The sequence below is a fragment of the Chroococcidiopsis thermalis PCC 7203 genome (genome assembly GCF_000317125.1).
Taxonomy (GTDB): Bacteria; Cyanobacteriota; Cyanobacteriia; order Cyanobacteriales; family Chroococcidiopsidaceae; genus Chroococcidiopsis; species Chroococcidiopsis thermalis.
Window position 1 is genome coordinate 84,100 of the sequence record NC_019695.1, and the last position, 25,600, is coordinate 109,699.

Genomic DNA, 25,600 nt, shown 5'->3' on the forward strand with positions numbered 1-25,600 from the left:
TGAGTGGCTGGTGGCTAGTGGCTAGTGGAACCAGAATTGCTTCCTTGTCCCCCTTGTCCCCCTTGTCCTCGCGACTCTTCCAGCAGGCGATCGCCAAGAAGATCTAAATTAGTATCAGTATCTTGCCATTTTCCCAGAACCATGAATAAAATCGTCGTCGGTCTTTCTGGTGGAGTTGACAGTTCCACCGCCGCCGCCATTCTACATAACCAAGGATATGATGTCGTTGGTCTGACCCTTTGGCTGATGAAAGGCAAAGGACAATGCTGTTCGGAGGGAATGGTAGATGCTGCGTATATCTGCGAACAATTGGGTATTCCACATCACATTGTCGATATGCGGGAAGTTTTTCAAACCCACATCATCGACTACTTAGTCTCTGGATATAGCGACGGTATTACCCCACTACCCTGTTCGCAGTGCAACAAAACGGTAAAATTCAGCCCTATGTTGCAGTATGCTAGGGAAAAATTGGGTGTAGACAAAATTGCGACGGGACACTACGCTCGAATTACTCACGACCCAACATCGGGACGTTATCAATTGCGACGAGCTGTAGATCGTAATAAGGATCAGTCGTACTTTTTATACGATTTGACCCAAGATGTTTTAGCAGGTGTCGTATTTCCATTAGGCGAAAAACTAAAAGCTGAAACGCGCCAAATCGCCTCCGAATACAATTTGAAAACAGCCGACAAGCCAGAAAGCCAAGACTTGTGCTTGATTGAAAGTCACGGTTCTATGCGGGAGTTTTTGGATAGATACATTGCTCCCAAAAAAGGCGAAATTATCGATGCTACTGGTAAGGTACTCGGACAACACGATGGCGTGCATCATTATACGATTGGGCAGCGCAAGGGTTTGGGAATTGCCGCAGCCGAACCCCTGTACGTGATTGGCTTAGATCCGGTAATGAATCGAGTGATTGTGGGCGATCGCACGACTGCTAACCAGATAGAATGTACCGTTGGGCGGGTAAACTGGGTTTCTATCTCCGAACCCAATGCACCGATTCGCGCTCAAGTCCAAGTGCGGTATCGTTCAACTGCGGTAGATGTGACAGTGGTTCCTTTGGCAAATTCTCGCGTCAAGTTGGTATTTGACGAACCCCAATTTAGCATTACCCCCGGACAAGCTGCTGTTTGGTACGACGGTGATGTTGTCCTGGGTGGTGGAATTATTGAAAAGCCAGCACCGAATTGATTTCGTATACACGTAGGGGCGCACATCTGTGCGCCCCTACAAGTTATATATTTCACCCAATGTAGAGACGTTACATGTAACGTCTCTACAACAACGCCTCCACAAGGATTATCGTTTAGCCAGCTTTTTCGATAGCTTCCGCAGCCGAATCGATTTAGGGGTCACTTCTACTAACTCGTCGGGTCCAATGTACTCTAGAGCGCGTTCTAGGCTCATGTCTACGGGTGCTTGCAACTGGACTAGTTCATCACCGCTAGCAGCACGGTGGTTGGTTAGCTGTTTGGTTTTGCAAACATTCAGTTCTAAGTCTTGCGGGCGGTTATGTTCGCCCACAATCATACCTTTGTAGACTTTAGTACCTGGAGTGATAAAGAATACGCCTCTGTCTTCAGCATTCTTCATGGCGTAGAAGGTGGCTACTCCCTCTTCAAAAGAAATCAGTACGCCGTTGCGACGGGCTTCAATTTCCCCAGAAATAGCACGGTATTCGAGGAAGCTGTGGTTCATAATTCCTTCACCACGAGTCATCCGCATAAACTCACCTCGGAAGCCAACTAATCCACGGGCGGGAATGACGAAATCGAGTTGAGTGCGTCCGTTACCCCCAACTTGCATATCTTGCATTTCACCCCGACGCTGTCCCAGGCGTTCGATACAACTACCTACGGCTTCTTCCGGTACGTCTAACACCAGATATTCAAACGGTTCGCAGGGTTGTCCACTGACTTCGCGATAGATTACCTGTGGCTGAGAAACTTGGAATTCGTAACCTTCACGTCGCATGGTTTCAATTAAGATTCCCAAGTGGAGTTCGCCGCGTCCCGAAACTAAGAATTTATCGGGGGAGTCGGTTTCTTCCACGCGCAGAGCGACGTTAGTTTCCAATTCTCGCATCAAGCGATCGCGTACCTGTCTGGAAGTCACAAAATTTCCTTCTTGTCCGGCAAAGGGCGAGTCGTTGACGGAAAATGTCATTTGTAAGGTCGGCTCGTCCACTTTAATCAGTGGTAATGCCTGGGGTTCGTTAGGACAGGTAATCGTTTCGCCAATATTAGCATCGGCAAATCCGGCGATCGCAATAATGTTACCCGCAGATGCTTCTTCTTGGTCGATCCGTTTTAAACCCTCAAAGCCCATCAATTTTGTGACTTTGCCTTTAACAATTTCCCCCGTGTCGCGGATCAAAGCGGCTTGCTGTCCGACGCGGATCGTACCATTATGGATTTTACCAATCGCAATTCGTCCTACATACTCCGAGTAATCTAGAGTCGTGACCTGCAACTGCAATGGCTTTGCCGGATCGCCTACAGGTGGTGGAACGTGACGTAAAATCGCATCAAATAGGGGCTGCATGTCTACCCCTTCTGCTTCTAAATCTTCTTTGGCATAGCCGCTTAAACCAGAAGCAAATAAATAAGGGAAATCGCACTGGTCATCGTCTGCACCCAGTTCCAAAAACAGATCCAAAACTTTATCAACTGCACCGTGAGGATCTGCCTGGGGTCGGTCAATTTTATTAACCACAACAATCGGGCGCAGTCCCTTTTCTAGGGCTTTTTTCAGCACGAAGCGCGTTTGCGGCATCGGTCCTTCGTTGGCATCTACAATCAAGATACAACCGTCAACCATGCCCAAAACTCGTTCGACTTCGCCGCCAAAGTCAGCGTGACCGGGAGTATCGACAATGTTGATCAGCGTTTCTTTGTAGCGCACCGCTGTATTTTTTGACAAGATGGTAATGCCTCGCTCTCGTTCCAAGGCATTTGAGTCCATCACGCAATCAGGTACGTCTTCCCCTTCGCGGAAGATGCCAGATTGTCTCAGGAGGGCATCAACGAGAGTAGTTTTGCCGTGATCGACGTGGGCGATAATGGCGACGTTGCGAATGGGGAGCGTCATAAGGGCGTTCCAGAGTTTTGTATAGGATAATTAAGCTGATACAGTGTTAGCAGCCTTTAGCAGAATTGAGTCAATAATAGCAATTCTGTAAATATGCCTTAATAATTGTAGCTTATGAGGGGAGTCGGGAGTCGGTACGATCGGATTGTCGATCGCGTTTCCTCAAATACAGTGCGTAATGCTGCTACAGAATCCGAGGGAAGGATTTGTTCGATTACCTGCAAGATTTGCTTCCATTGGTCTAACTCAGTCTGGGAAGCTGCTTGCTGCAATTTTTGCTGGTAGAATGCTTCCCAAAATTGGGGGGCTTGTTTTTTGTGCTTGGCAAACCGCTTGCGCCAGCGAAAGAAATCTTTGTTTGTTGGCGGTTCGACTCCGAGGATCGGAGGTAAATCGGCATAGCTGACAAACGTACTCACGCCTTTACCGACAACGTGGATGACGTAGCGCCAGCAGTCGATTTTGTAGATTTGCTCTGGTTGCAAGTTAAGGCAAAGAGCGATCGCTTCTGTGGTAACAAATCGCGCTAAAGGATGAATATACTTTGCTTGCGTGTTTTCTGTTGCTATCATATTAATGAATTCTCACTTTGTAGTGAAAAATCTCTACTCCTGGTAGCGATTTTCTACTTTGTGGGTTGTATTTTGACAAAGCGGTCGTCACAGTTTGCCAGACCAGGGCGATCGCTTTTAATAGATTTAAGTATTATAGAACGCTTCAGCTGACAAGTCAACGGCATGTCAACAAACGGATTAGTCAGGTTAAAAATTAGAGAATTTGCTGCTAAAGAAGGGTGGACGCTAAAAGAAGTTTCCGACCGATCGGGAGTAGCTTACGGTACAGTGAAAACTTATGCTGCTTCTCCTGGAATGGCAATGGCAGATATTAACGCATTGCGGAAGTTAGCGCAGACTTTTGACGTGATCATCGAAGACTTACTAGAAGTCGTAAAAGAATAGGCGATCGTTAATCTTAACTGACTGCAAAATCGAATTACCTATAGTGAATGACTCAACTACCGCAATTACATTGCTCGATATGCAGTACATACATTTGCAGATAGATTTAAAGGATACAATTTGAATCTATCAAAAATACATTGTTATGAATAATACTAAAGAATTTTACGTTATCATTGAACGGGATGAAGATGGATATTATGTAGGAGAAGTTCCTCAGCTTAAAGCCTGTTACAGCCAAAGCGAAACTATTGACGAGCTAATAGCAAATATTAAAGAAGTCATCGAACTTTGTTTGGAAGAAGAGGAGTACGAAAACTTACCGGAGTTTGTAGGTATCCAAAAGGTAGTAAAATAATACCAAAAGTACCTGCTGTTACAGGCAGTGAAGTTATTCATGCTCTTGAGAAAGTGGGCTTTCAAGTAGTTCGACAAAAGGGTATTTATGTCAGAATGCAGCATGAAGACGGAAGAGTAGTGACGATTCCCGTTCATGCTGGTAAAAATGTCGGCAGAGGTTTACTACGTAAAATCTTACGTGATGCCAAGATGACAAGAGAAGAGTTTATAGACCTGCTTTGAAGAAAATGCTTTCCAGCCGCTTTATCGAAGCACTGACTTACGCTACAGAACTCCATGCAAAGCAAGTGCGTAAAAGTTCCGGCGTGCCTTATATTTCTCACCTGCTAGGCGTAACCAGTATTGCCTTAGAATATGGAGCAAACGAAGATGAAGCGATCGCAGCTTTACTCCACGATGCAATTGAAGACCAAGGGGGTGCGGCGACAAGAGAAGAAATTCGCCGTCGTTTTGGCGATACAGTTACCGCGATTGTAGACGGTTGCACCGACGCAGAAACAATCCCCAAACCACCTTGGAGACAGCGCAAGGAAGCTTATATCGCCACTATTCCTCAAGCATCCCCATCGATAATTTTAGTCTCAGCTGCCGACAAACTACACAACGCCAGGTCGATCTTAAAAGACTATCGCACTTTAGGCAAAACCGTATGGGAACGATTTAAAGGTGGTAAAGACGGTACGCTATGGTACTATCGCGCCGTTGTCGAAGCTTTTATCGCTAGAGAAAAGACACCTTTAATTAAAGAATTAGAACGAGTCGTTGCAGAATTAGAACAACTAGTGAAGGATGATAATAGGTAATTGGTAGTTGGTATTTGGTAGTTGCGAATCACCTATTACCTATTACCCATTACCCATTACCTCTGCTTATGGCAAACGTCCGTCTAGAAGATATTAAGCGCCGATTTAATAATGTCACTGCGATCGAAGATATTACATTTGAAGTTCCCGATGGAGAATTTTGGGTACTGGTGGGACCTTCGGGATGCGGTAAGTCCACGATTTTGAGGACGATCGCGGGATTAGAAACAGCTACATCTGGCAAACTCTATATTGGGGACACGCTGATGAATGATATCCCCGCCAGACAGCGCGATGTCGCGATGGTATTTCAAAATTACGCCCTCTACCCTCACATGACGGTAGCAGAAAATATCGCCTTCGGATTGCAAATGCGGCAAGTCGATCGCAAAATTATCAGAGAACGAGTAGAGACAGTAGCGCGATCGCTTTCTTTAGAAAATCTACTCGATCGCAAACCCAAACAACTATCGGGGGGACAGCAACAACGGGTAGCATTAGGTAGAGCGATCGCGCGTCAGCCACAAGTATTTTTATTAGATGAACCCCTATCGAATTTAGATGCTCAATTACGAGACGATACGCGGGCAGAATTAAAACAGTTACACGCACAATTAGGTGTAACAACTGTGTATGTCACTCACGATCAAGTTGAAGCGATGACATTAGCCGATAAAATTGTCGTATTAAATCGCGGCAAGATTCAACAAATCGGCGCACCACAGGAAGTTTATGCCCATCCAGCTAATCAGATGATAGCAACTTTTTTGGGCAACCCTCCAATGAATATTATGCCTGCTATTTATACAAATCAAGGTTTTCAGATAGGGGAACAACACATTTTTTGTCCGACAGAAATACAACAGAAATTGAATTTAGCACCAGGAAAACCTGTAGATTTAGGAATTCGTCCTGAGTGTATTTATGTCAATGAACTACTCAGCAGCCAAAACAATACACGCGACTCGCTACTCACGACTCACTTAAAAGTAGTAGAACCATTGGGAAGAGAGATTTTAATTAAAGGCAACGTACCAGGAACGAGCGTATTATTAAACGCACAAGTGAGTCCTAATGTCAATTTACGTGTAGGCGATCGCTTATCTCTGCAACTAGATCTAGATTGTTTATTTGTCTTTGAACCAACTACTGGCGATCGATTGTATCCATAGTAAAGCGCAAATTCCCCCTCAGATAGAGCAGCAAGCGCGATCGCACGTGTTACAATTCTTAATAATTGACAAGGAAACAGAGCAGGGGACGCTTTCAGTATTCCTCTGCCTTTTTATTTGGTTATGTACCCAACATCTGCAACTGGTGCAAACCTGCGTACAACCCACCAAGCTGTATCAACTCCTCATGAGTTCCAGACTCGACTAATTCACCCCGCTTCAAGACAAAAATTCGGTCTACATTGCGAATTGTGGAAAGACGGTGAGCAATAATAATTGCCGTTCGCCCCTCTAGCAAGCGTTCTAAAGCATCTTGAATCGAAGCTTCCGTACCCACATCCAAACTAGCCGTAGCTTCATCCAGTACGAGGATATGAGGGTTACGAATTGCCGCACGAGCAAACGCCAACAATTGCTTTTGTCCGCTAGAAAGATTCGTACCGCGCTCTCGCAACTGAGTATCGTATCCTTGGGGTAACTGCTCGATAAACTGTGCCACATTCGTATTCTCTGCGGCGGCGCGGATCTCTTCAAAAGAATAAGTATCCCCCAGTGTGATATTACTTTTCACATCTCCCGCGAAAATAAAACCTTCTTGCAGAATCACACCCATCCGACAGCGCAATTCTGCCTGCGGAATATCTCGAATATCAACTCCATCCACTAATATTCGTCCTCGTGTCGGTTCGTAGAGACGACACAGCAGCCGAATAATCGAACTTTTTCCCGCCCCCGTAGGACCAACTAAAGCAATTTTTTCTCCTGGACGAATCGTAAAATCTAAATCTTTAATCACATAATCGTCATTTTTATAAGCAAACCAGACATGTTCAAAACGGATTTCTCCGACATGGGTAGTTGGTTGTTGGTTGTTGGTAGTTGGTTGTTGGTGTATCTTGAATTCCGAATTCCGAATTCCGAATTCCGAATTCTCAACCGGATCGCGAATCTCAATTGGTTCGTCTAAAATATCGCTGATGCGCTCAACAGCTGTAAATCCGGCTTGAATTGCAGTAAATTTTTCCGCAAACTGGCGTAAAGGATCGAATAATCGTTGGGCAAATAGAATAAATGCAGCAAGAACGCCAAATTCTAATCTTTCTTGCAGGACAAAAATACCACCCAACCAGAGTACCCCTGCAACTGCTACTAAAGCTACCCATTCTAAAGTTGCCGAGACTGCTGAATCGTGAAAGATCGTTCTATCTACCTCACGAATATAGTTTAAATTCGTGGCGCGAAATAGTTCGGCGTTGAATTGTTCGCGGCGAAACATCTGTACGACGTTAATCCCAGAAATATTCTCTTGTAAGGTGGAATTGAGTAAAGATAGTTCTTCTCTAGCTTTATAATTGGCTTTCCGATATTGCTGCTGAAAGAAAATAATTAATCCCGTGACTGGAAATAGCATCAACAACAGCATTAAAGCGAGTTGCCACTGTTGCTGAAACATGAGAGCTAAAATTACTAACATGGAGAATAGATCGCTGATAATACCTATTGCTCCAGTTGTGAAGACATCTCCCAACGCTTCCACATCACTCGTTAAGCGAGTAATTAATTTTCCTACAGGCGTGCGATCGAAAAAGCGTACTGCTAAAGATGTAACGTGTGCAAAGAGATCGTTGCGAATATCTGCTGTCATTTGTTGTCCGACTTTTTGCACTAAGTAGCCTTGCACGCCTGAAAAGATGAGACGAACTATCACTGTTAACAGCAACAACCCTTCCAGAATTTGTAAACCCTGCCCCAGAGGTAGATTTTTGAGAAAATCGTAGGTATTTGGTTCTTTACGAATGAGGGAGATTGCTTGACCGATCAAAATTGGTTGAACGGCATTGGCGATCGCTACTGGAACTAGCAAAACCGTGGAAATCAACAATAACCTACCGTGACGGCGACCGTAAGGAATTAATCTTAGGAACAATCGCCAATCATTCTGGCGGCGGCGATTTCTGACGGGTTGGGATACGGGCGCTGATGTCGTCATGCTGCAACCTTTAATGGACGATCGGTCATCTAAAATACATTTTCTTAATTTAGCGCTAGTACTGACTCAAGATCGCTCTCATTCTGGCTAGATTTTTGCAGGCGATCGCTCAGTTTTTCTATTTCTGATGAGGAGGTTACCCGAATCTGCCTAATATGGAGCGATTCAATGCCTACTATCCGTCTGCTACTAGTCTTAATCAAAAAAATATGAAAACTACATATTACATTCACCGTTTTTCAGTATTATTATCAGTAATCCCTGTATCAATCTTTATCTGAAACTATTGCGATCGCTACAATCTTCTGGCAATTTTTTATGCTAGATATATTATTTTGCATATTCATATGATTCAAATACTTAATCCTGCATAAGTTTCGTACTTAAATTTTGTATTTCAATCTTTTTAGCTTGCTTTCAAAAGGAGAAAACTTCTGATTTAACTTATGTGATTTTATAGCAATCCAATTTGATTCATGAACGTGGAGCAGGCTTCTAGCCTGCGGCTGGCTAGAAGCACAAATCATTTAGAACTGCTATAGCAGTTTCTCGTATAGAGACGTTACATATAACGTTTCTATACGAGCAATCAATTTCACGATTAACTATTAAGAATTAAGAGTTAAGAATTAAAAGCAAATGAAAGTAACAACTATAGAAACCGCGTACCCACTTTCACCAATGCAGCAGGGAATGCTGTTTCATAGCCTCCACGCTCAACAATCTGGAGTTGATATCGAGCAGGTAATTTGTTCGATCCGCGATCGCCTCAATATTTCTGCTTTTATTCAAGCATGGCAACGAGTTGTGGAACGCCACCCAGTTTTAAGAACGAGCTTTGATTGGAAAAGCGATCGTCAACCATTACAATGCGTCCACCTACAACCCGCTATTGAGATAGAACGAGAAGATTGGCGTAGCTTGTCAGCGATGGAACAAGAACAACAGTTGCAAGTATATCTTCAGCGCGATCGCGCCCTTGGCTTTCAGATGGATCGCTTGCCATTAATGCGTTTAGCTCTGGTGCAGCTCGGCGATCGTGACTACCGCTTGATTTGGACTTTTCATCATGCCATATTAGACGGTCGGTCTTTGCATATAGTTCTCAAAGAAGTTTTTACTTTTTACGATGCTTTCTGCCTGGGAGAGGACTTAGAAATACCACAACCTCGTCCTTATCAAGATTACATCCAATGGTTACAGCAAGATTGGTCAAAAACCGCCAACTTTTGGCAACAACGACTCAAAGGCTTTACTGCACCAACTCCATTAATAGCTAACTCAACATTAGCTAAAACCTTAAATACAGACTTAGAGATCGTCGATCGCAGTTTTGGCGATCGCGAACTGCGACTGTCAGAGCAAACGACAGCGATATTAAAATCTTTGGCACAACAACACCAGCTCACGCTTAACACTTTGGTACAGGGAGCTTGGGCTATACTACTGAGTCGCTACAGTCGCGAAACCGATATTGTCTTTGGAGCCACGAGAGCTTGCCGTCACTCCTCTGTAGCCGGAGCTGAGTCTATGGTAGGACTGCTGATTAATACCCTACCAGTGCGGGTCAATGTCTCGCCAGAGCAACAGCTTTTACCGTGGTTGCAGGAATTGCGATCGCAGTGGGTGACTTTGCGCGACTACGAACATACTCCTTTAGTCAAGATTCAAGGTTGGAGCGACGTTCCAAGTGGTACGCCTCTATTTAATAGCCTTTTGGTCTTTGAAAACTACGAATTGAATTCGGCTTTACGCGCTCAAGGTAGTCGATGGCAAAATCTAGAATTCCGATTAGAAGAACAAACGAATTATCCACTCACCTTAGTTAGCTGCGCTGCATCAGAGCTTTTACTCAAACTCAAATACGATCGACAAAGATTCGACGATGCAACAATTGAGCGAATGCTAGGACATTTGCAAACCTTGCTGTCGAGCATGGCAACAAACCCCGAGCAGTGCATTGGAGAATTGCCCCTGTTGACAACAGCAGAACGCGATCGCATCGTGCGGGAGTGGAACGACACCGAGACGGATTTTTCCCAAGAGCTTTGCATTCATCAGCTATTTGAAGCACAGGTAGAACTGACACCCGAAGCCGTTGCCGTTGTTTTTGAAGATCGACAGCTCACTTACAGAGAACTGAACTGGAGAGCCAATCAATTAGCACGACACTTACAGCAATTAGGCGTGAAGCCAGGAGTTCTGGTTGCCGTATATTTAGAGCGATCGCTAGAGACAGTCGTAGCAGTCATGGGGATTTTGAAAGCGGGGGGTGCATACGTACCGCTCGAACCCAGCTTTCCCAAAGCACGCATTCAACTACTACTTTCTTCACTGGCGATCGATTGTCTGGTAACGCAAACTTCACTGCTACCAAATCTTGACGAGATTCAATCTCAACTTCCCGCGCTACAACACTTAATTTGTTTGGATGCTGAAAAACGTGACATTGGTAGGGGCGCACAGCCGTGCGCCCCTACAAAAGATACAAAGAAAATATTCGATCGCCAAATTTGGCTGCGTGCAGATCTGGATCGACTCCCTACCGACAACTTACCCCTGTCCGCTAGCTCAGATGATGTCGCCTACGTAATCTTTACCTCTGGTTCCACCGGAACGCCGAAAGGAGTTGTAGTTCGCCATCAACCCGTCATCAACCTAATTCAGTGGGTAAACAAAACTTTTGCCGTCAACTCTTCCGATAGAGTTTTATTCGTCACATCCTTGTGCTTCGACCTGTCAGTTTATGACATTTTCGGGCTTTTAGCCGCAGGTGGATCGATTCGAGTCGTATCTAACCGTGACGTACAAGATCCAGAAGCTTTGTTGCGCATATTGCGTGACGAACCAATTACGTTCTGGGACTCTGCACCACCTGCACTGCAACAACTCGCTACTTTTTTCCCCAAGATCGAATGGGGCGATCGCTATCCCCAACTGCGGTTAGTATTTATGAGTGGTGATTGGATACCAGTAAAGTTACCAGACACACTCAAAGCTACATTCCCAGGAGTTAAAGTCATTAGTCTCGGCGGAGCAACCGAAGCCACAGTCTGGTCTAATTATTATCCAATTCAAACAGTCGAGCCGCATTGGGTAAGTATTCCCTACGGTAAACCAATTCAAAATGCCCGCTATCACATTCTCGACTCTTATCTCAACCCCTGTCCGGTTGGCGTGGCTGGAGAGTTACATATTGGTGGCAAATGTCTTGCCTCTGGCTATTTAAATCAGCCCGATCTCACTGCCCAAAAATTTATTCCCGACCCCTTTAGCGACGATCCAACAGCACGACTCTATAAGACGGGAGACTTAGCCCGCTATCTCCCAGACGGTAACATTGAATTTCTCGGTCGCATCGACCATCAAGTTAAAATTCGCGGTTTTCGGATCGAGTTGGGAGAAATTGAAACCGTACTGGCACAACATCCACAAGTGAGAGAAACTGTCATCCTGGTACGGGAAGACGAGCCAGGAAATAAGCGATTAGTGGCGTATGTCGTAGGACATCAGCCTGCACCTGCTACGAGCGAACTGCGGCGTTTCCTTCAGGAAAGATTACCAGAGTACATGGTTCCTGCTGCTTTCGTGGCGATCGCCGAAATCCCGCTCACTTCTAACGGTAAAGTAGACCGTCGCGCTTTACCAATTCCCGATCGCGATCGACCCAATCTAGAAAAGGCTTTTGCTGCTCCTAGCAACGCCGTGGAACTCCAATTAACCCAAATTTGGTCGGAAGTTCTAGGTATTCAATCAATTGGAGTCAGCGATAATTTTTTCGAGCTAGGAGGACATTCGCTGTTAGCCGTACAGCTATTTACCCAAATCGAAAGCAAGTTTGGCATAAAACTTCCCTTAGCAACTTTGTTTCAAGCACCAACAATCGAGCAACTAGCCAATATAATCGGTCAACCGCAACAGTTAGTTTCTTGGTCTTCATTAGTGGCAATTCAGCCTCACGGAGATCGATCTCCTTTATTCTGCATCCACGCGCTGGGGGGAAACGTTCTCGGCTACCAAAAGTTAGTTCGTCATTTAGGTTCGGAACAACCTGTTTATGGATTGCAAGCACGGGGGTTAGATGGTAAACAAAACCCTCACACCAAAGTTGAAGACATGGCAGCCGATTATATTCAAGAAATGCAGACGGTTCAGCCCAATAGTCCTTATTTGTTGTGTGGCTTTTCCAGTGGAGGTACGGTAGCTTTTGAGATGGCGCGACAGTTACAAGCGCAGGGTGAGGAAGTAGCTTTACTCGCCATGTTCGACACTTACAGCCCCCGTTTATTTATTCACAATCCCTCGCTATTTCGCACGATTTCTACTTATTTACATACTCTTTGGCGATTGCCGCTCCCAGAAAAACAAACTTATTTTCTGCAAAAGTTAGATTGGATGCACTCGCTGTTGACTGGCAAACAAAGCAGTAAATATGACCTGTGGAACAACTACGCTTTATCTGAAAATGCCAACCCTTACGATATGGTGCTAATTGAGGCGCTAAAGCAGGCAACAATGGTAGATTACGTTCCGCAAAGTTACTCCGGTCGAGTGGCTCTGTTTACGAGTAAAGAAGTTTTGAGATGGTGTTACTCTACACCCGATCGCGGTTGGAATAGCTTTGTCGAGCCAGGAGTCGAGATCCATGAAATACCTGGTACGCATTTGGGTTTGTTGGACGAACCAAACGTGCAAGTATTAGCTAGTAAACTCAAGGCATGTTTGGAGCAAGCACAAATAGGCGATCGCACGTTAAGCTTAGTCGGTAACAGTTGTGTCATGGAGCTGTCAATCGGCTGATTGCTGACAAAATCGTCGTTTGCAGTTCTGTGTCGCGAGCGATCGCATTCTTGCTAGAGATACTATCCGCTAAAATACAAACAAGAAAGTACAAACAAGCGCGATCGCTCGTTGTTTATTCTCTAGCTTGCAGATGTCTACAGAAGTTTACCTACTGTTCGAGAACCTGCTGTTTTTTGCGATCGCCACGTCCTTTTTTGCCCTCGTTGGCTGGGCGTGGAGACACTCAAAACCTTTTTATCTTCCCGAACCACTGCCTGAGTGGTTCAAAATATGGTTTGGTACGGTACAGATTATCGCATTATTGCTACCAATAGCCGCTTTGCTGTGGGGAATTTGGCAGGGCTACTCCAGCATTTTAACTGTACTGATACCATACTTAGTCATGCTGGGTCTGCAAATTCTTTCCGAAATTGTCACCCTGAGATATTTTCATACTGTTGTGTGGGTCATGGTTCCTTATCTTTACTTGCCTTATCGTATCTGGCAGCTGTATGAAGGCATGACACTACTAAGCCCAACTGATGAACTGCTTTGGATAAAGAATTTATTACTTGTCAATATTGTGTTGTGGGCTTTGAACTACGCCCTCGATTTATCCCAACTCCCAAGACTATTACGATGGGAAAGTAAGTAGTAAGTAGTTAGTTTTTGGTTGTTGGTAATATCGATTATCCGTCACTCAATAACGCTTCAAACTCTGCCTTTAAACCATTGACATCTGCTACTCTTGCTACTAATAAATTATCTTTGCCACCAGCATCGTCAAAACGAGATTTCCAATACTGAACCGTGTCTGAGTTACGCATCCAAAAACTAACGACGGTATCGATGACTTGCTCTAAATTCCAATCTTGTTTGCAGGGAATAGTTTCTATCGATTTTAAAAAAGCATCCAAGGTACATTTGTATGCTCCTAAATACTCTACTCCTCGACACTGAGGAACTTGTACGACTTGCTGTTGATGCTGAAAAAAGTAGAGAATCGGCGACACCCCTACAATTTCAAATGTATATTCCATCTTGACCTCTTAATATTAGTTATCAGTTGTCAATTGTCAGCGATCGGTAGCTAAGCTCTTTTCTAGTCACCAGCCACTAGCCACTTAATAGTCCTTATTATTTAGCAATTGTTATAGCTGTAATTAAGGTGATTTGACATCCGAAAAAAGGCGGAGAATGAGCTATATCATGAGAAATATTAAGTTAAGAAATTAGCACTGTTGGCTCTTGAGTGCTAAAAAGTAACATACAAAAATTAGCACTAAAGTACTTTGAGTGCTAACCTGAAAAAGGCGTTATAGTATTTTATCTAAAACATTAAAAAGAGTTGTTCAGTATTTTTAATAACTTTTTTGCAATCTTGCAGACAGATTTTTTAGGTGAGCTGGCGGCGCTAACAGCTGCTTGTTTGTGGGCAATATCTTCAGTTATCTACGGACGCATCGGACAACGCATTCCACCACTAGAATTAAATATTCTCAAAGGCGCGATCGCGATCGCCTTACTTGTTTGTACGCTATTGGTACAAAAATCAACATTTTCAGATGTTACTCCTACTACTTTAGGCTTACTTCTACTCAGTGGGGTTTTAGGAATTGGGATTGGAGATACAGCGTTCTTCTTTGCTTTAAATTACTTAGGTGCTAGACGCGCCTTGTTAATGGAGACTTTATCACCTCCTCTTGCAGCAATTTTGGCATTGATTTTTCTGCAAGAACAGCTCAGCATGAGTGCGTGGTGCGGCATTCTACTAACTATTCTAGGTGTGGCTTGGGTAGTTACAGAACGAGTACCAAATTTAGGAGAAAGGCATACACGCATACAACGAGGTGTTGGTTTTGGGATTTTAGCCGCGATCGCCCTTGCTAGTGGTGCTGTCATTTCTCGGATCGTACTAACTACCAGCAATATTAGTCCTTTATGGGCAGCTTTATTGCGATTGTGTGGCGGCGTGTTGGTTTTGTTGCCCTGGGGATGGCAGAGGCAGCACCACAGGCGCTTTGAGTTCAAAAGCATAAATGCAAAGATTATGGTAGCAATTTGCATTGCTGCTTTTGCTGGCACTTACTTAGGAATCTGGCTGCAACAGGTAGCAGTCAAGTTTGCAGTTGTAGGAGTTGCCCTCACGCTGAGCAATACCAGTCCTTTATTTGTCATTCCTATAGCTGTTTGCTTGGGAGAAAGAATCAGTCTTAGAGCGATTTTAGGGGTTTTTGTAGCCCTAAGTGGTATAGCTGTACTGTTGTTATCGCGTTGAGTAACGCAGGCGACATTTCATTCTTTCTGTTTCAGAGCGAGTCTTGAGTATTTCTGCTATAGTTCTTGAGATAAAACTATGAATTTCTGATAAAGGTTGCTTCTACCTAGAAGATTGTACTTTTCGCAAAAATAGCTGCAATAAAACTGCAATAAAACTGCACCAAATCTGCACAATTGCGGCATAATAATAAATGAAGTGCAGCTAAGTTTTTCTCTGCTTTATAAAGAGATAGACAAAAACAAAGAGAGACGGTAAGATAATACCATTCGTTGGCGATTTGCTCAAATATAAAAAAATTATTAAAAAATTATTAATAATATATTTTTAATATTATTTAGGTAAGAAAATTAATTATAACGATAGCAAATACAGCTAAATAAACTTTTTAAATGAAATTATATTCAAGTGGTTTCGCTACCCAAATCTAAGCTCTAGCAAAGCTACGAGCTGTTTGGGTGACAAATTTTTAATGAAAATAGTTGCAATAAGCACCATTGCCGATGGCGATCGCTACGAGAGCTTCAAAGTAATTTTTTTACCAAGTTGTGCGGTAATCCTTCTCAAGACAGCGGCAAGCTGCAAAGTTAGGTTGTAATTATTGGATTGAACTTCTCCGTCTTCTGCTAGTCAGTCTGACAGAGAAAATTTTTCAACCAATCTACAAATAATCAAACAAACCTGGTAAGAGGAGCAAAGAACATGGCAACTATTGAAGGAACATTTTCCGATGACAAACTTTCCGGCAGTCTCGATACTGCTGAGAGCGATTTTATTTACGGCTACGATGGCAACGATAAACTTTACGGTAGAGATGGAGATGACTCTCTATGGGGAGGCAACGGTAACGATAGATTGAAAGGCGGATCGGGCAACGACTTACTAGATGGCGGTTACGGAGACGACACTGTATACGGCGGAACAGGTAACGATACTCTATACGGTTTCAACGGTAACGATGTTTTGTTTGGAGATGGAAACAACGATAACTTAATTGGTGGATTTGGCAACGATGTTTTAGATGGAGGAGAAGGAAACGACATCATTGATGGTGCTGGAGGAGGTGCATACATTGGTAGTTCAGTTAGTCGCGGTGCTAATGAAATAGATGTCTTGACGGGAGGTGCAGGAGCAGATACCTTCAGGCTTGAAGGTGGTGCTGGGCGTGATGGCGCAGGTACATCTTACAGATTTGCTGGCAATAACGATTACGCTCTCATTACAGACTTCAATCCTCTTGAAGATACGATCGTTTTAAGAAGTATTGACACATCTGGACCATCATTTATGCAAACACAAGTCACCTACAGCTTAGGTGCAGCACCAAGCGATTTACTCCTACAAGGAACGGGAATTTATGCTGAATTTGCTAACAATCCTGGCACGCAAGAACTTATCGCTATTTTGCACGGAACCACACCAGAATCAGTTAATATTGGTGGAAGCTACTTCAAATACGTCAGCTAACAACGTATTTCAAAATAAGCTTAAGCTGAAAAATTAATTGCTATTTGCCAGCTATTTCACTAGATTTTTTAAGTCTTAACTACAGAATAGAACTATTTAACCTACTGAGAAACGCTGACCGAATTTGAATAAGTAACCAAGAGCTGTCCGTACTAACGGCAGCTTTTTTATTTACAGATATAGTTCCTAGCCATTTTTCTAGGTCTTCCTCTCCCCATTTTTCTGATGTCATCCATAGTATCAGTTCGGCATGATGATGAGTAATCAGTTGTTGAGAAGAAAGGGAGCAGGGAGTAGGGAGCAGCGACAAATGGCAAATGACAAATGACCACTTGCTAAAAGGAAAAATGATATGGAGTCGCCATCAATTGAGAGTAATACTTTGCTAGCACTTTCCAATAATTTAGCTGATGCAGTCGAACGGGCAGGTCGTGCCGTTGTTGCTGTAAATGCACGTCACCGTATTCCTTCCACTGGCGTTCACTGGCGCAATGGTATCATCGTTACTGCCGAACATACGGTAAGGCGGGATGAGGAAATTGCTGTCAGGCTACCAGACGAGCGCACGGTAGCTGCAACTTTAATCGGTCGAGATTCCAGCACGGATTTAGCTGTACTCAGAATACCAGATGTCCAATTACCTACAGCAGAAATTGGCGATAGCGGTACTTTGCAAGTTGGAAACTTAGTGTTAGCTGTAGCACGTCCTGGTGAGAGCGGTTTAAGTGCTAGCTGGGGAGTTGTTAGCGCCAAAGGTATTGGTGTTACACAACGAGATTGGTGTGGCAAACAGACTGAAGGATTGCTCAAATTAGATTTATCACTTTATCCTGGTTTTTCTGGCAGTCCATTGGTAGATGCGAAAGGTAGTGTTGTCGGTATCAATACTGTTGGTCCTCGTAATATGGTGCTAGCTATACCTGTTGCGACTGTTAACCGCGTTATTGACACCTTATTGGAAAAAGGCAAAATTGCCAGGGGTTATTTGGGTTTGGGAATGCAGCCCGTGTTACTACCCGACAATCTGAAAAATGCGTTGAACTTATCCAGTAACGGGGGCGTAATCGTCGTCAATATCGAATCCGATGGTCCCGCCGATCGCGCTGGCGTATTCATTGGCGACGTACTTATTTCCCTTGATGGTAGAGCGATCGCCGACACCGGAGACGTGCAAGCAATGCTCGGCTCGGAGTCTGTAGGTAAAACCCTCAACGCACAAGTGATTCGAGGCGGCGCGTTATTAACAGTACCGATCGCGATTGGAGAACGTTGATATGACTACACTAAATGACGAACTAGCAAGTGTTGCCGCAGCTTTGAGCCGTTCTACCGTACAGATACAAGACCGAAGATTTGGCGGCGGCTCTGGTGTAATTTGGCAAGCTGATGGTGTCATTATTACGAATGCTCACGTCATTAGGAGCGATCGCCCTACAGTCAAACTTGCAGACAATTGGGTACTCGACGCTGTATGTACTAACCGCGATCGCCTACAAGATTTAGCTGTATTGAAGGTTGATGCTACCGATCTACCAGCTGCTCCGATTGGAGATTCTGACACGCTGCGAGTCGGTCAGATGGTGTTCGCAGTTGGTAATCCACTAGGTATAACAAATGCTTTAACAACTGGAATTATTCACACAGTCAGTTCCAAAAATCAAACTGGCAAAAATCAAACTGGAACCTGGATACAAGCAGATATTCGCTTGCGTTCTGGGAACTCTGGTGGCGCTCTTGCCGATACTCAAGGTAAAGTTATCGGGATCAACACCGCGATCGCAGGTGGTTTAGGCTTAGCTATACCTAGCAATATAGTAGAGCGTTTCTTACGGCGTGGTACAGTTAAACCTTATCTAGGAGTGACTCTCCAGCCTGTGGCAATCGGACGGAGATACAGGCGCAGGTTAGGTTTATTAATTTTGGCAGTACAAGCAGATAGTTTAGCTGAATCTGCTGGATTATTAACTGGCGATGTATTAACAGGAGTAGCCGGACGAGGTTTCACTGACATTTCAGATTTAGCCGAAGTTCTTTGGCAGTTTTCCCCAGGAGATTTACTGCAACTCAATTTGATTCGTGCTGGCAAATCGGCGATCGCGCAAATCCAAATTCCAGATAAGTCGGGAGCAGTAGCGGCGTGATGCGGGTTCTGGTTGCTGCCACTAATCCGATTGTCCGTGCGGGTTTAGAGAGTATCGTGCGGACAAATCCCGATTTATTGACAATTGGTAGTTCTGCCGATCCAGTTACCTTAGCTGCGGCGATCGCAACTCATAACCCTGATGTAGTTCTGATCGAGCTGAGTTTACCAGAAGGAGAGCCTGTCAGTGAAAAATTAGTTGCATTATCAGAAGTAGGAGAATTACCAATCGCCATTCTTATCGACACTGAGGATCGAGATCGCCTACCCGAACTGCTTCGTTCTGGTGTCAAAGCCATCTTACCGCGATCGGCATCCGCAGAAGAGATTTTACAAGCTGTAGAAGCTGTTGCAAGTGGATTAGTTGTATTGCACGCCGATGCGATCGATCTTCTCCTTACTCTTTTACCAATGAGCGAAAGAGTTGTAGAAGCAACGACACCACTACAAGCATTAACTTCCCGCGAAATTGAAGTTTTGGGAATGCTAGCTGAGGGGTTGGGCAATAAGGCGATCGCCAAGCGTTTAGGAATCTCGGAGCATACGGTTAAGTTTCACGTTTCCTCTATCTTTAGCAAACTCAACGCCAGCAGCCGTACAGAAGCCGTGACTTTAGGAGCAAGACAAGGGTTGATTATGTTGTGATTGGTTAATGGTTGATGGTTGATAGTTGGTGAAAGGCGCTCTTGCGCTCTTGCGAGTGGTAAATTTTGAATGCGTGAATTCCGAATTCCGAATTCCGAATTCCGAATTCCGAATTCTCCCTGCTCCCTGACAACTGCTTCTGGATAGAAAAAAGTGAATGAGTAGACTCTAACTTATTAATGAGTAGAAACTCTTACTATGGTGCGATCGCTACCGTTTCTGGAATCGCTATTCTAATAACTGTAGATAATAAAAGAACGCACTGGATGGGGGTTACGCCGTTGTGACCCAGAGCCATTAGCTGAAGGAGAGCGATGTCAGGCAAATGGACAGTGTTAATATCAGTTCTAAACGGTGTGGAGTTTTTATCGCTTCCTCCACTTCGTTACTACCAAGGGGAGGCGAAACCCTCCATCAGAACGGTCTGAGGTAGTTCACGTTTAGAGTTGTCTTTTATATCTAACTATATGTTAATCATTCAGCCGCTTAGAATGCGATTGTATTCTGAGCGGCTTGATATTATGAATTATACTTTTTATTTGGAGTTACTGTTTGCGTATCTACTTTAGATTATTCTATCTTTATAAATTAGATATAGATCTTTAGGGGCGCACATCTGTGCGCCCCTACGAATGTATTTCAAACGATTTATTTACTATTAGTGTTATGCTAGCTACAAAATAAGTACGCTGACAGTTCTATTAATTTCGATATTTTCTAAAGCAAATACTATAATTCAACAAAAGTTGTAAACATTTTTTTAAGTTATAAGAATATTTAATTAAATGTTTAAAATATTAGAAGTCTAAGATTAATGTACGAAAAAATAAACTAAAAAATTATAAGCATAACCACAGCATCTAGAAAAATCGATCTAGGATATAGGCAGTAAAAACCGATGCTTAAAATTACGGTTTTACTCACTGGCAGCTGGTCTTCTCATGCCTAAATTAGAAAAGGAAATACTTCAGAGTTACCAACTTTGAGGGAGCGAGAAAGACAAGCACAGCGGAATCAAGGCTGAAAAGCTAAACAGGAGATTTTTATGACTCAGGCAACAGATCGTCCCTCCCAAGTCACTACAATGGCTACTGCGATCGCGGGAAACGAAATTAGCAATTCTTTAGAAAAAGCGATCGTGCAAGCTTTAGAAGAAGCGCGTGCTGCGTGCCAAACTTCAGGTGACAGTTCTAGCGAATGCGCGGTAGCGTGGGACATTGTGGAAGAATTACAAGCAGAAAGAAGCCATCGTGAAGCGGCTCAACAAAGAAATAGTCTCGATCTCTACTGTATAGAGTATCCAGAATCGCTTGAATGTCTGATTTACGATGTGTAGTTGTAGAGGCGTTCTACGGAACGTCTCAAGATATCATATAGTAGCAACCATCATCGCTACCGACAACTTGAAATCCCAATCGCTCGTAAAGCTTTCTGGCGGGATTTACTTTAATAACGTTAAGGCGCACCTGAATTCCTTTACTTTTACCTAATTCTAAAAGTTCGCCAATTAATTGAGTACCCAACCCTCTATTTTGATAATCAGGTAATATGGCAATGTAGTCAAGCAAGAGAAAATCGCCTTTATCCTCGATCGCAATACAACCAATTTCTTTTTCCTCAAGACACAAAATTTCAAAAGGCGACTCGTCTAGGTTTTGGTGGGACTGACGAAACAACTCTACTTGCTGTTGGTCGTCCCAGCCCCAGGTTTGTTCGACATACAGCCGAAAAGTCTGCTGGTGCAAGTCATGCAAAAAATCATAATCTGCCTGCGTTGCTTGCCGACGCTGAATGTCTTTCATACTTTGTAAGTTAACTTGTAGCGCGATCGATTTGCTCTACTTCATCTGAAGATAGTTGAATTTGGGCAGATTTGACAGAATCTTCGATACTACTAGCTTTACTCGCACCAGGAATAGGCACTACACAAGGGGATTTTGCCCGCAGCCATGCTAAGACGATCGCGTAGACAGAGACACCCTTCGTTTTGGCTAATTGAGCGATCGCGGGAATGTCTGGCAAGCTAGCAACGCGACGGCTACCCCCTAAAGGACTCCAAGGCAAGAAAGTCAAACCTTCACGTTCGCAATATTCTAATACTCCATCTGTCTCTGGTTGTCGCTGCCAGGGATTATATTGGTTTTGAACGGAGACGATATCAACTACGTCGCGGGCGCGTTTAATCTGTTCTACAGAGAAATTAGAAACACCAACATACCGGATCGTTCCCGCTGCAACGGCTTCTTTGGCAGGAGTGAGAGATTCCTCGATTGTATAGTTTGGATCTGGAGCGTGATATTGCCACAGCTCGATCGGTTTTTCTCCCCCAAAAGCCTCAAAACTAATCCGAATCGTCTCCCGCAAGTGGTCTGGATTACCATTGCGCGTCCAACTTCCACCAGGACGCATTAAACCGCCTTTAGTAGCAACAACTACATTACTCGCATCACCCTGATATTGTTGCAACGCTTGATGAATTAAACGCTCGTTGTGGTGTTTATCTGACTCGTCTTTGCAATAAGAATCAGCTGTGTCAATCAAAGTTACACCTAAATCGAGAGCGCGATGAATAGTCTCAATCGCTTGTGCTTCCGGTGGTCTGCTACTCAATGACATTGGCATTCCACCTAGACCGATAGCGCTGATGGTGACACCAGTATTCCCTAGTTGTTTTGTTTCCATCACTTAAGATTCCGTGACGTGTTCCTCTCGCCCATTCTATCTTTCTGCACAGACGTTGGCGGCGATCGCGCCCTAAGTAGTAAATTAATGTGAAATTACTGGTCATTCAACCACGATATCTAACCAAATAATGTCTACTATTTGGACTAACAACTCCAGTTGCAGTTGATACATTACGCTCCACCCAACTTACGAACGTACTAACATTGATGCTTGAAGGAACTCGGATTGATATCTCTCGAAAGCCACTTTTTGCCCTCTCTTCTTTCACTTTAATCTTGAAAAGCTTGCTGACTTTATTGGGAAAGCCCAAATTATTGAGTCTTTCAATTTCAGAAGGTTCCAACTCAGGAATTCCCAACTTATGAGCATTTTTGACAAGCACATAATAAGATAAAATGTTATCTATAGCTTTAGTATAAGTAGCAGTGCCGCCACTCTCAGTAATTACTAAGGTTTGAGGCTGTGAAACTTTTGTTTTTTGTATAAGCGATACATCCAAAACTGTTGTTTGAATAGTTTCCTTTGTGTCTAAGTTTTGTAACTGCAAATACACCTCATTCTGTTGCTGGCTAAGTGTAAAAGTCATAAACTCAAAACTTAGTTGATGATATTTCTTATCTATCCAATTATGGTAATGAAAGCTGGGAGCAACCGCTATCAGTCGGATTGGTAGTTGATAATTCACTTGCTGCTGAAAAGGCTTTTCATCTAACAAGCTGTGATAGTAACGGGTAAGTTGCTGAACTATGTATCGATCTTCAACATTTTTTAGTTCCAATATTACCAATCTGTTATTTTCATCTAGTGCCAAGATATCGCAGGTGTCGCCGTATACTCTGTACTGTCGTTTTAAACCAGAGAGTCCTAGCAGGCTAGTGAGTCTACTCCAAACAAAATCTTCTAGATTATTTTCACTGGCAAACTGCCATTTGTTATCTACTTTTTTCAGCATGAACTCCGAACACACTAATAAGTTGGATGATTTTTCAACCCAAGTCAGTGTGCTATATTATACAATATATGTAGTATAAACTCAGTAATAATAGGAGGATAGGCAGCGATCGCCTATAGCAAAACCAAATCTTAGCTAGGTTTAATTCCAACTAATAAAGCCAACTCTAGCCATTTCCAATAACAATCAACATCGGTAAAACCAATTTCTCGCAACCATTTGAGTTGAGTTTCTACATCTAATAATATATTTGATGGATCGTCTGGCTCATCTGCAATTCCTATTGCTTGACGAAAGCGATTGTGTAAATTTTGAGTCGGCGAGGCAACATGCTCCAAGTTGCAAAAAACTCCGCCTGGTACTAGAAAATTAAAAATTTCTTCGTAGAGAGAACGCTTGTGATCGTGCGTTAAATGATGAATCGCAAAGCTAGAAACAACAGCATCAAAATGACCCAAAGATGGTAGAGGATCGTCTAAATTGTGAGCTATTATCTCTACTGTTTCATCTTCAGCAAAACGCTGACGAACCGCTTCTAGCATCGTCGGAGAAAAATCGATCGCCACGCTTTGAACTTGCGGACGATCTATTTTTAACAAACCCAGCAAACGACCATCCCCCGTCCCCAAATCGAGAATTCGCTCTACCGTTTTTGGCACTTGTTCTAACAAAACGCCTTCTCCCTCAGTCCGATGGGGAATTTTGTCTGCTTTCGCGAGATACCATAAAACGTGGTCAGCATTAGTCCAGAGATTTGTCTGCATTGTAGGGATTGGGAATTAGGGACAAGGGGGACAGGGGAGACAAGGGAGACAAGGGGGACAGGGGAGACAAGGGGGACAAGGGAGACAAGGGGGACAGGGGAGACAAGGGGGACAAGGGGGACAAGGGAGACAAGGGAGAATAATAACCAACTACCAACTACCAACTACCCATTACCCATTACCCATTACCCATTACCAACTACCATTGAACCTATTTCCCCACCGATAATTCAACAGCTGATAGATTATAAACAAATATAAACATTTCTCAGATAGGACAATATTCATGCGTCTAATCCTCATGACTGGTAAAGGAGGAGTTGGGAAAACCTCTGTGGCGGCGGCTACTGGACTGCGCTGCGCCGAACTCGGCTATCGCACGCTGGTTCTCAGCACTGACCCCGCACACTCCCTAGCAGATAGCTTTGACTTAGAATTAGGACACGAACCTCGCCTAGTGCGCCAAAATCTCTGGGGTGCAGAATTAGACGCGCTGCTGGAATTAGAAGGAAACTGGGGTGCAGTCAAACGCTATATCACCCAAGTCTTACAAGCAAGAGGATTAGATGGAGTCCAAGCTGAAGAATTAGCTATTCTACCAGGCATGGATGAAATTTTCGGTCTGGTGCGGATGAAACGCCACTACGATGAAGGCGAATACGATGTCTTAATTATCGATTCTGCGCCTACGGGTACGGCTTTAAGGTTGCTTAGCTTACCTGAAGTCAGTGGATGGTATATGCGCCGCTTTTACAAGCCATTACAAAAAATGTCTGTAGCGCTTAGACCTTTGGTAGAGCCTTTATTTAAACCTATTGCAGGTTTTTCGCTTCCAGATAAAGAAGTGATGGATGCTCCCTATGAATTTTACGAGCAAATTGAGGCATTGGAAAAAGTTTTAACTGACAACACGAAAACTTCCGTGCGCCTAGTCACTAATCCTGAAAAAATGGTGATTAAAGAATCTCTTCGCGCTCATGCCTATCTCAGTTTATATAATGTTTCTACAGATTTAGTCGTTGCCAACCGAATCATTCCCGAACAAGTAACCGATCCTTTCTTCCAAAAGTGGAAAGAAAATCAACAGCAATATCGTCAGGAAATTCACGAAAACTTTCGTCCTTTACCCGTCAAGGAAGTGCCACTATATTCCGAGGAAATGTGTGGTTTAGCAGCTTTAGAAAGACTGAAAGAAACATTATATCAAGAAGAAGATCCTGCTCAAGTTTATTACAAAGAAACTACGCTCAAAGTCGTACAAGAGCAAAATCAGTACAGTTTAGAACTGTATTTGCCGGGGATTCCCAAAGATAAGATTCAGTTGAGTAAAACAGGGGATGAATTGAACATCACCATCGGCAACCACCGTCGTAATTTGGTTTTACCCCAAGCTTTAGCTGCATTACAACCATCTGGAGCCAAGATGGACGAGGATTATCTCAAAATCCGTTTTGCCGATATTGCTAAAGTTTAGTACATTTCATTAACGTAGGGGCGCACA

General features: G+C 43.7%; 25 protein-coding genes. 16 read left to right on the forward strand and 9 right to left on the reverse strand.

The genetic code is table 11. The features are described 5' to 3' along the window. Nucleotides 1–14: 14 nt before the first annotated feature. Nucleotides 15–143, reverse strand: a complete 129-nt coding sequence (locus tag CHRO_RS34090) for a hypothetical protein (protein ID WP_281168617.1) — start codon at nucleotides 141–143, stop codon at nucleotides 15–17. Between CHRO_RS34090 and mnmA the strand changes: the two genes are divergently transcribed. Further along, a complete protein-coding gene (mnmA, locus tag CHRO_RS00335) occupies nucleotides 142–1,203 on the forward strand; it encodes a tRNA 2-thiouridine(34) synthase MnmA (RefSeq protein ID WP_015152178.1) in 1,062 nt (353 codons plus the stop codon). The two genes, CHRO_RS34090 and mnmA, sit on opposite strands and share 2 nt — an antisense overlap. 108 nt (nucleotides 1,204–1,311) lie before the next feature. Here the strand turns inward: mnmA and typA are convergent, their stop codons facing one another. After that, nucleotides 1,312–3,102, reverse strand: a complete 1,791-nt coding sequence (gene typA / locus CHRO_RS00340) for a translational GTPase TypA (protein ID WP_015152179.1) — start codon at nucleotides 3,100–3,102, stop codon at nucleotides 1,312–1,314. Between the two features lie 98 nt (nucleotides 3,103–3,200). Further along, nucleotides 3,201–3,674, reverse strand: coding sequence for a hypothetical protein (locus CHRO_RS00345; RefSeq protein ID WP_015152180.1), 474 nt, complete (start codon nucleotides 3,672–3,674; stop codon nucleotides 3,201–3,203). Between the two features lie 165 nt (nucleotides 3,675–3,839). Here CHRO_RS00345 and CHRO_RS00350 point away from each other — a divergent pair, with 165 nt between their 5' ends. The 5 genes from CHRO_RS00350 (at nucleotide 3,840) to CHRO_RS00370 (ending at nucleotide 6,396) form a co-directional block, all read left to right on the forward strand. Then, complete coding sequence (locus CHRO_RS00350) at nucleotides 3,840–4,061, forward strand: helix-turn-helix domain-containing protein (protein WP_015152181.1); 222 nt, start codon at nucleotides 3,840–3,842, stop codon at nucleotides 4,059–4,061. A gap of 145 nt (nucleotides 4,062–4,206) precedes the next feature. Beyond that, nucleotides 4,207–4,419 (forward strand): type II toxin-antitoxin system HicB family antitoxin, encoded by a 213-nt coding sequence (locus CHRO_RS00355; RefSeq protein WP_015152182.1) that lies wholly within the window; start codon nucleotides 4,207–4,209, stop codon nucleotides 4,417–4,419. Beyond that, nucleotides 4,419–4,643 (forward strand): type II toxin-antitoxin system HicA family toxin, encoded by a 225-nt coding sequence (locus CHRO_RS34095; RefSeq protein WP_015152183.1) that lies wholly within the window; start codon nucleotides 4,419–4,421, stop codon nucleotides 4,641–4,643. Before CHRO_RS00355 ends, CHRO_RS34095 begins: the two co-directional genes overlap by 1 nt. A gap of 5 nt (nucleotides 4,644–4,648) precedes the next feature. Then, complete coding sequence (locus tag CHRO_RS00365) at nucleotides 4,649–5,224, forward strand: HD domain-containing protein (RefSeq protein ID WP_015152184.1); 576 nt, start codon at nucleotides 4,649–4,651, stop codon at nucleotides 5,222–5,224. A 68-nt stretch (nucleotides 5,225–5,292) separates the two neighbouring features. Beyond that, entirely contained in the window at nucleotides 5,293–6,396 is a 1,104-nt protein-coding gene (locus CHRO_RS00370; RefSeq protein ID WP_015152185.1) for an ABC transporter ATP-binding protein, read from the forward strand. 121 nt (nucleotides 6,397–6,517) lie between these two features. Here the strand turns inward: CHRO_RS00370 and CHRO_RS00375 are convergent, their stop codons facing one another. Continuing rightward, on the reverse strand, nucleotides 6,518–8,386 hold the full coding sequence (locus tag CHRO_RS00375; RefSeq protein WP_015152186.1) for an ABC transporter ATP-binding protein: 1,869 nt from the start codon (nucleotides 8,384–8,386) through the stop codon (nucleotides 6,518–6,520). A gap of 639 nt (nucleotides 8,387–9,025) precedes the next feature. Between CHRO_RS00375 and CHRO_RS00380 the strand changes: the two genes are divergently transcribed. Both CHRO_RS00380 and CHRO_RS00385 read left to right on the forward strand, forming a co-directional pair. Continuing rightward, nucleotides 9,026–13,186, forward strand: a complete 4,161-nt coding sequence (locus CHRO_RS00380) for an amino acid adenylation domain-containing protein (protein WP_015152187.1) — start codon at nucleotides 9,026–9,028, stop codon at nucleotides 13,184–13,186. Nucleotides 13,187–13,319: 133 nt separating this feature from the next. Next, complete coding sequence (locus CHRO_RS00385; RefSeq protein WP_015152188.1) at nucleotides 13,320–13,823, forward strand: DUF7733 domain-containing protein; 504 nt, start codon at nucleotides 13,320–13,322, stop codon at nucleotides 13,821–13,823. A gap of 34 nt (nucleotides 13,824–13,857) precedes the next feature. Here the strand turns inward: CHRO_RS00385 and CHRO_RS00390 are convergent, their stop codons facing one another. Then, the gene (locus CHRO_RS00390; protein ID WP_015152189.1) at nucleotides 13,858–14,208 is read right to left on the reverse strand and encodes a hypothetical protein; all 351 of its coding nucleotides are present in this window, start codon (nucleotides 14,206–14,208) and stop codon (nucleotides 13,858–13,860) included. A 341-nt stretch (nucleotides 14,209–14,549) separates the two neighbouring features. Between CHRO_RS00390 and CHRO_RS00395 the strand changes: the two genes are divergently transcribed. The 6 genes from CHRO_RS00395 (at nucleotide 14,550) to CHRO_RS00420 (ending at nucleotide 21,034) form a co-directional block, all read left to right on the forward strand. Next, nucleotides 14,550–15,446, forward strand: a complete 897-nt coding sequence (locus CHRO_RS00395) for a DMT family transporter (protein WP_015152190.1) — start codon at nucleotides 14,550–14,552, stop codon at nucleotides 15,444–15,446. 702 nt (nucleotides 15,447–16,148) lie between these two features. Then, nucleotides 16,149–16,913 (forward strand): calcium-binding protein, encoded by a 765-nt coding sequence (locus CHRO_RS29305; protein WP_015152191.1) that lies wholly within the window; start codon nucleotides 16,149–16,151, stop codon nucleotides 16,911–16,913. A gap of 352 nt (nucleotides 16,914–17,265) precedes the next feature. Then, nucleotides 17,266–18,186 carry a S1C family serine protease gene (locus CHRO_RS00405; protein ID WP_015152192.1) on the forward strand — a complete coding sequence of 307 codons (921 nt, stop codon included), beginning with the start codon at nucleotides 17,266–17,268 and terminating at the stop codon, nucleotides 18,184–18,186. 1 nt (nucleotide 18,187) lies between these two features. Then, nucleotides 18,188–19,054, forward strand: coding sequence for a S1C family serine protease (locus CHRO_RS00410; RefSeq protein WP_015152193.1), 867 nt, complete (start codon nucleotides 18,188–18,190; stop codon nucleotides 19,052–19,054). Beyond that, the gene (locus CHRO_RS00415; RefSeq protein ID WP_015152194.1) at nucleotides 19,054–19,698 is read left to right on the forward strand and encodes a response regulator transcription factor; all 645 of its coding nucleotides are present in this window, start codon (nucleotides 19,054–19,056) and stop codon (nucleotides 19,696–19,698) included. Before CHRO_RS00410 ends, CHRO_RS00415 begins: the two co-directional genes overlap by 1 nt. Nucleotides 19,699–20,743: 1,045 nt before the next feature. Next, nucleotides 20,744–21,034 (forward strand): Calvin cycle protein CP12, encoded by a 291-nt coding sequence (locus CHRO_RS00420; RefSeq protein ID WP_015152195.1) that lies wholly within the window; start codon nucleotides 20,744–20,746, stop codon nucleotides 21,032–21,034. A gap of 25 nt (nucleotides 21,035–21,059) precedes the next feature. On the opposite strand, the gene CHRO_RS00425 is transcribed toward CHRO_RS00420, so the two are convergent. From CHRO_RS00425 to CHRO_RS00440, 4 genes are all read right to left on the reverse strand, one after another. Beyond that, complete coding sequence (locus tag CHRO_RS00425; RefSeq protein WP_015152196.1) at nucleotides 21,060–21,500, reverse strand: GNAT family N-acetyltransferase; 441 nt, start codon at nucleotides 21,498–21,500, stop codon at nucleotides 21,060–21,062. 10 nt (nucleotides 21,501–21,510) lie between these two features. Beyond that, complete coding sequence (locus CHRO_RS00430) at nucleotides 21,511–22,380, reverse strand: aldo/keto reductase (RefSeq protein ID WP_015152197.1); 870 nt, start codon at nucleotides 22,378–22,380, stop codon at nucleotides 21,511–21,513. Between the two features lie 106 nt (nucleotides 22,381–22,486). Then, nucleotides 22,487–23,335, reverse strand: coding sequence for an endonuclease NucS domain-containing protein (locus tag CHRO_RS29310; RefSeq protein ID WP_015152198.1), 849 nt, complete (start codon nucleotides 23,333–23,335; stop codon nucleotides 22,487–22,489). 131 nt (nucleotides 23,336–23,466) lie between these two features. Continuing rightward, complete coding sequence (locus CHRO_RS00440; protein WP_015152199.1) at nucleotides 23,467–24,099, reverse strand: class I SAM-dependent methyltransferase; 633 nt, start codon at nucleotides 24,097–24,099, stop codon at nucleotides 23,467–23,469. Here CHRO_RS00440 and CHRO_RS33085 point away from each other — a divergent pair. Together CHRO_RS33085 and CHRO_RS00445 are read left to right on the forward strand one after the other, a co-directional pair. Beyond that, the gene (locus CHRO_RS33085; protein ID WP_219336050.1) at nucleotides 24,067–24,360 is read left to right on the forward strand and encodes a hypothetical protein; all 294 of its coding nucleotides are present in this window, start codon (nucleotides 24,067–24,069) and stop codon (nucleotides 24,358–24,360) included. The genes CHRO_RS00440 and CHRO_RS33085 overlap by 33 nt on opposite strands. 25 nt (nucleotides 24,361–24,385) lie before the next feature. Next, nucleotides 24,386–25,573 (forward strand): TRC40/GET3/ArsA family transport-energizing ATPase, encoded by a 1,188-nt coding sequence (locus CHRO_RS00445; protein WP_015152200.1) that lies wholly within the window; start codon nucleotides 24,386–24,388, stop codon nucleotides 25,571–25,573. The last annotated feature ends 27 nt before the right edge of the window (nucleotides 25,574–25,600 follow it).

Bases quoted from the DNA above. Each gene is read 5' to 3' on its own strand.
- mnmA (WP_015152178.1), top strand. From the start codon at position 142: ATGAATAAAATCGTCGTCGGTCTTTCTGGTGGAGTTGACAGTTCCACC.
- CHRO_RS34090 (WP_281168617.1), bottom strand. From the start codon at position 143: ATGGTTCTGGGAAAATGGCAAGATACTGATACTAATTTAGATCTTCTT.
- typA (WP_015152179.1), bottom strand. From the start codon at position 3,102: ATGACGCTCCCCATTCGCAACGTCGCCATTATCGCCCACGTCGATCAC.
- CHRO_RS00345 (WP_015152180.1), bottom strand. From the start codon at position 3,674: ATGATAGCAACAGAAAACACGCAAGCAAAGTATATTCATCCTTTAGCG.
- CHRO_RS00350 (WP_015152181.1), top strand. From the start codon at position 3,840: ATGTCAACAAACGGATTAGTCAGGTTAAAAATTAGAGAATTTGCTGCT.
- CHRO_RS00355 (WP_015152182.1), top strand. From the start codon at position 4,207: ATGAATAATACTAAAGAATTTTACGTTATCATTGAACGGGATGAAGAT.
- CHRO_RS00365 (WP_015152184.1), top strand. From the start codon at position 4,649: ATGCTTTCCAGCCGCTTTATCGAAGCACTGACTTACGCTACAGAACTC.
- CHRO_RS00370 (WP_015152185.1), top strand. From the start codon at position 5,293: ATGGCAAACGTCCGTCTAGAAGATATTAAGCGCCGATTTAATAATGTC.
- CHRO_RS00375 (WP_015152186.1), bottom strand. From the start codon at position 8,386: ATGACGACATCAGCGCCCGTATCCCAACCCGTCAGAAATCGCCGCCGC.
- CHRO_RS00380 (WP_015152187.1), top strand. From the start codon at position 9,026: ATGAAAGTAACAACTATAGAAACCGCGTACCCACTTTCACCAATGCAG.
- CHRO_RS00385 (WP_015152188.1), top strand. From the start codon at position 13,320: ATGTCTACAGAAGTTTACCTACTGTTCGAGAACCTGCTGTTTTTTGCG.
- CHRO_RS00390 (WP_015152189.1), bottom strand. From the start codon at position 14,208: ATGGAATATACATTTGAAATTGTAGGGGTGTCGCCGATTCTCTACTTT.
- CHRO_RS29305 (WP_015152191.1), top strand. From the start codon at position 16,149: ATGGCAACTATTGAAGGAACATTTTCCGATGACAAACTTTCCGGCAGT.
- CHRO_RS00405 (WP_015152192.1), top strand. From the start codon at position 17,266: ATGGAGTCGCCATCAATTGAGAGTAATACTTTGCTAGCACTTTCCAAT.
- CHRO_RS00410 (WP_015152193.1), top strand. From the start codon at position 18,188: ATGACTACACTAAATGACGAACTAGCAAGTGTTGCCGCAGCTTTGAGC.
- CHRO_RS00415 (WP_015152194.1), top strand. From the start codon at position 19,054: ATGCGGGTTCTGGTTGCTGCCACTAATCCGATTGTCCGTGCGGGTTTA.
- CHRO_RS00420 (WP_015152195.1), top strand. From the start codon at position 20,744: ATGACTCAGGCAACAGATCGTCCCTCCCAAGTCACTACAATGGCTACT.
- CHRO_RS00425 (WP_015152196.1), bottom strand. From the start codon at position 21,500: ATGAAAGACATTCAGCGTCGGCAAGCAACGCAGGCAGATTATGATTTT.
- CHRO_RS00430 (WP_015152197.1), bottom strand. From the start codon at position 22,380: ATGGAAACAAAACAACTAGGGAATACTGGTGTCACCATCAGCGCTATC.
- CHRO_RS29310 (WP_015152198.1), bottom strand. From the start codon at position 23,335: ATGCTGAAAAAAGTAGATAACAAATGGCAGTTTGCCAGTGAAAATAAT.
- CHRO_RS00440 (WP_015152199.1), bottom strand. From the start codon at position 24,099: ATGCAGACAAATCTCTGGACTAATGCTGACCACGTTTTATGGTATCTC.
- CHRO_RS00445 (WP_015152200.1), top strand. From the start codon at position 24,386: ATGCGTCTAATCCTCATGACTGGTAAAGGAGGAGTTGGGAAAACCTCT.